Source organism: Candidatus Thiosymbion oneisti, assembly GCF_900092655.1.
Classification (GTDB): domain Bacteria; phylum Pseudomonadota; class Gammaproteobacteria; order Chromatiales; family Chromatiaceae; genus Thiosymbion; species Thiosymbion oneisti.
Map to the genome: position 1 here is coordinate 1 of NZ_FLUY01000801.1, position 3,991 is coordinate 3,991.

General features: G+C 56.0%; 4 protein-coding genes. All 4 read right to left on the reverse strand.

The features are described from left to right. Positions 1-97: 97 nt before the first annotated feature. Entirely contained in the window at positions 98-1,249 is a 1,152-nt protein-coding gene (hemW, locus tag BQ17_RS08625; protein ID WP_089726175.1) for a radical SAM family heme chaperone HemW, read from the reverse strand. A gap of 220 nt (positions 1,250-1,469) precedes the next feature. Further along, positions 1,470-2,555 carry a TRAP transporter substrate-binding protein gene (locus BQ17_RS08630; RefSeq protein ID WP_089726176.1) on the reverse strand — a complete coding sequence of 362 codons (1,086 nt, stop codon included), beginning with the start codon at positions 2,553-2,555 and terminating at the stop codon, positions 1,470-1,472. A 71-nt stretch (positions 2,556-2,626) separates the two neighbouring features. After that, positions 2,627-3,100: a DUF1353 domain-containing protein gene (locus BQ17_RS08635; protein ID WP_176722355.1), complete on the reverse strand. Its 474-nt coding sequence runs from the start codon at positions 3,098-3,100 to the stop codon at positions 2,627-2,629. A 229-nt stretch (positions 3,101-3,329) separates the two neighbouring features. Beyond that, positions 3,330-3,704, reverse strand: coding sequence for a DUF779 domain-containing protein (locus tag BQ17_RS08640; protein ID WP_089726181.1), 375 nt, complete (start codon positions 3,702-3,704; stop codon positions 3,330-3,332). Between the last annotated feature and the right edge of the window lie 287 nt (positions 3,705-3,991).

A 3,991-nucleotide genomic window follows, 5' to 3' on the forward strand; every position in this document is an offset into this window, starting at 1 on the left:
GCGCGGAGCTTCCGCGTTCCCACGCAGCGCGTGGGAACGAGAGAATCAGCTGGATAGTAGGGTCCGCTGCGCGGACCTTCGGACTAGTTGCCACCTGCTATGTGAAATATTGGAGAAGGTCGTTGAGGAACCGGCGTCCGAGCTCGGTTGGTCGTACCCGATGATCTTCCTGCTCCGGGGCCAATAGACCCACCGAGCGGGCCTTGCCGACCCGATCGGCGATCCGAGCGAAAGAGAGCCCCGTGTGGCGTTCGAACAGCGGTGCGTCGAAGCCCTCCGACAACCGCAGGGCGTTCAGAGCAAACTCTAGGATCAGATCCGCCTCCGACAGGACCTGTTTTCCACTGACCAAGCGGTCCCGGTTAGCGGGGTCGAGGTAAGCCGCCGGGTCACGCAGCTTCCACCGGCGTTCGATCCGTTGCCGGGCTGGGAATGTCAGCTTGCCGTGGGCGCCGGCACCGATCCCTAAGTAATCCCCGAAGCGCCAGTAGTTCAGGTTGTGCCAGCAGCGATACTCCACCGGCGCATAGGCGGATACCTCGTAGGATTCGAATCCCCGCGCCGCCAGCATTGTGGCCCCCTGCAGCTGCATGTCGGCGATCAGGTCTTCATCGGGAACGGGCGGAGGGGCCCGGTGGAAGGCGGTATTGGGCTCCATAGAGAGCTGATAGTAGGAGATGTGCTCGGGCTCCAGTGCCAGTGTTGCCTCAAGGTCCCGGTAAGCCTGGGCGAGCGACTGCTCCGGCAGGCCGTACATGAGGTCGAGATTGAGATTCTTGAAACCTGCCCGTCGCGCCTGGGCGACCGCGGAACGGACGTCCGCGGGTCCATGGATCCTGGCGATTCGCTCCAGGTGCCGCGCCGAGAGGCTTTGGACGCCGATGGAGAGCCGGTTGACGCCGGCCTGCCGATAGGCCGCGAGGCGTGCGGCAGCGGTCGTTCCCGGGTTCGCCTCCAGGGTGATCTCCGCGTCCACCGGCAGCTCGACCAGGTCGCGCACACCCTGCAGCAGCCTGGCAATCGCCGTGCCGGAGAATAGACTCGGTGTGCCGCCGCCGATGAAGACACTCGTCAGAGGGCGAGGGGAAGCGAGGTCGGTTGTCTCCTGCTCCAGGTCCCGAAGCAGGCACTCCACATAGGCCGTTTCGGGGATGCTGCCATGCAGGGGATGCGAATTGAAGTCACAGTAAGGGCACTTGCTCAGACACCAGGGGATGTGAATGTACAGCGCCAGCGGGGGGAGGGCCATAAGGCCCTCTACTTTTCTCACACCAAGCCACAAAGACACGAAGGATTCTTCTCGATTTCTGGTGCTCTTCTCTCAATCCTTTATACCCCTTTGTGGCTTGGTATCTTGGTGTGATGCAGAAGAAAAAAAGAAACGGGAGATCAGGTTACTCCGTTTCCGCCCGCAACAGTCCACGGACGGGCTTTTGTGACACCCTCCAGCGGGCAGAAACTGTGCTCGGTCAACCCAGGTCACGTGCCTGCAGATAGGCCAGCTCCGAGATGTTGCTCCATGCTTGCGATTGCCGGAGGAACTTCCGGTAGGAAGCATGTACCTTCCGCGAGAATGCATCCTTCTCCGCCAATTCGGAGACCACCACCTTGGCAAGCCGGTGCAGCTTGGCAATGACATCGGCCGGATAGGAACGCAGCGCTACACCATGCTTCTCGATCAAGGTTTGGAGCGCCACCGGGTTGCGGGCAGTGTACTCGGCCAACATATCCTGGTTCACGACCTTGCAGGCGTTGAGCACGATGGCTTGCAGATCCGCAGGCAGGGCCTCGAAGGCGGCCCGGTTGATAATGGCCTCCAGCGTGGTGCCCGGTTCGTGAAAGCCGGGGTAGTAGTAGTATTTGGCCGCCTTGTAGAGACCGAAGGCCAGGTCGTTGTAGGGCCCTACCCACTCGGTGGCGTCGATGGCACCGGACTGCAGAGCGGTGAAGAGCTCACCCCCCGGCAGATTGACCGGCGTGCCTCCGGCGCGTTTGAGCACCTCACCGCCGAGTCCCGGAATCCGCATTTTGAGTCCCGCAAGGTCCGCAACACTCTTGATCTCCTTGTTGAACCAGCCCCCCATCTGGACCCCGGTGTTCCCAGCCGGCGCGGGGACTAGACCGAACCGGGCATAGAGCTCGGTCCAGAGCGCCAGGCCGCCCCCATGGTAGAGCCAGCCGTTCCGCTCCTGGGCCGTCATGCCGAAGGGGACGGTAGTGAAAAACTGGGCGGCCTCACTCTTGCCTTTCCAGTAATAGGCCGCGCCATGGCCCATCTCGGCCGTGCCCTGAGCGACGGCATCGAAGACCTCGAATGCGGGCACCAATTCCTTGGCCCCATACACCTTCACCCGGATACGGCCCCCACTCATCTCACCGATGAGTTCAGCGAGCCGGTTGGCGCCGGTGCCCAGACCAGGGAAGTTCTTGGGCCAGGTGGTGACCAGTTTCCACTTGTGCTCGGTGCCGGCCCGGACGGTCTCGATACCGAGGGTAGAGGCCCCGAGTGCCAGTGAGGCGCCCCCGGCCTGCTTGATGAAATCGCGACGTTGCATCTTCTATCCTCATTTTTAGGATTGTTGATACGAGCGACTTCGAGTCGCACCAATTCGGCTTCAGCCGGTGGTCAAGTTGACTTCCTGAAATAATTGGGTAATTCGATTTCGATTATCGAATTGAGTCTTACAGCGCACCAGGCAATGTAATTAACGATCAGCAGACCGTTAGTTTCCTTTGCTATTTTTAGAAATAAATTATCCCAATACTTCCTTGACATAGTGTATTTTATTTCCTCACTATTCCCACTAACAAGATGACGCTTTGTTAAATAACCACGTTCGCAAGCAAAATCATGAATGACGCTTGCAATAAATAAAACCCCTGTTGGATTGAGAAATGAATGGAAGATTTTTGGGATACTTGCACCATCAAATTTAAAACCTTTACGAATAACAAAACGAGTTTCTGAACTTGTATGATACTCGAAGTCTTTTAATAGTTCCCACTTACTTCTACTCAGCCATTTACCTATTCTCCCATAATTCTCCCATCCGAGAAATCTCACCTCTATAGGGGTCCAGTAAGGGTAGGATTCAGTCATCTTGTCATCTCCACCGGAGTTAGACGTCTTGCGAAGTAGCGGTTGTTTTGACATAAGATTTCTCGCTGCACTTGAAATGACAATCAACGCAAATAAACACAACAGGGTCGAGGACTTGTGATGACGGAAAGCCGATTTCGACCAATTTGCGTTGATTCGCGTTCATTTGCGGAAAAAAATTCCTAAAGTTATGGGCGCTTCGGCACCGCTGTATTCAACGGAATGCAAGCTATGTCAAGGTTTCAACCGGTCTGATATTGTCTGATTCGTCATCCGTAAACAATCTTGAAATCGCCATAAAACGCAGACCAAGCGGGATTTCCAATGAGAAACTAGATCCTCTGCCTTCTGCAACGTCAAGGGTTATGTGCATGTTCTTATAGAATTCAAATTGGTCCGAGGCCATATAAAAGTTACAACCGTGAATTTCGCCCAAGCAGACATCTCTGGAACCAATCAAAAAGTCACCTTTTGCAAAACACATCGGGGCAGAGCCATCGCAGCAACCACCGCTTTGATGAAAAATCAGCTCCCCATGCCGTTCCCGCAATTGATCGATAACTGCCTTGGCCCGATCCGTAATCGATACCCGTTCTACAGTCATATAGACCTACCCTACAAAACAATGCCATTAAGTTGGGCCTTACCGGCAACCTTTGTCGTTTCTGTGAATAGAACCACGGATTCACACCGATGGACACGGATGGACTCGGTGAGACAACCCGCTTCCATTCCAACCGTGCCCGTCGAACATTCAGGACCCGGCCGAGCTTCGGGTCATCGAGCACCGCCATCGCACAGCCGATGATCTGCCGCATCTCATCTTCATGAACCAATCCGTGTCTATCCGTGTTTATCCGTGGTTCACTTCCCCCCCCCCCAAGCGATGAA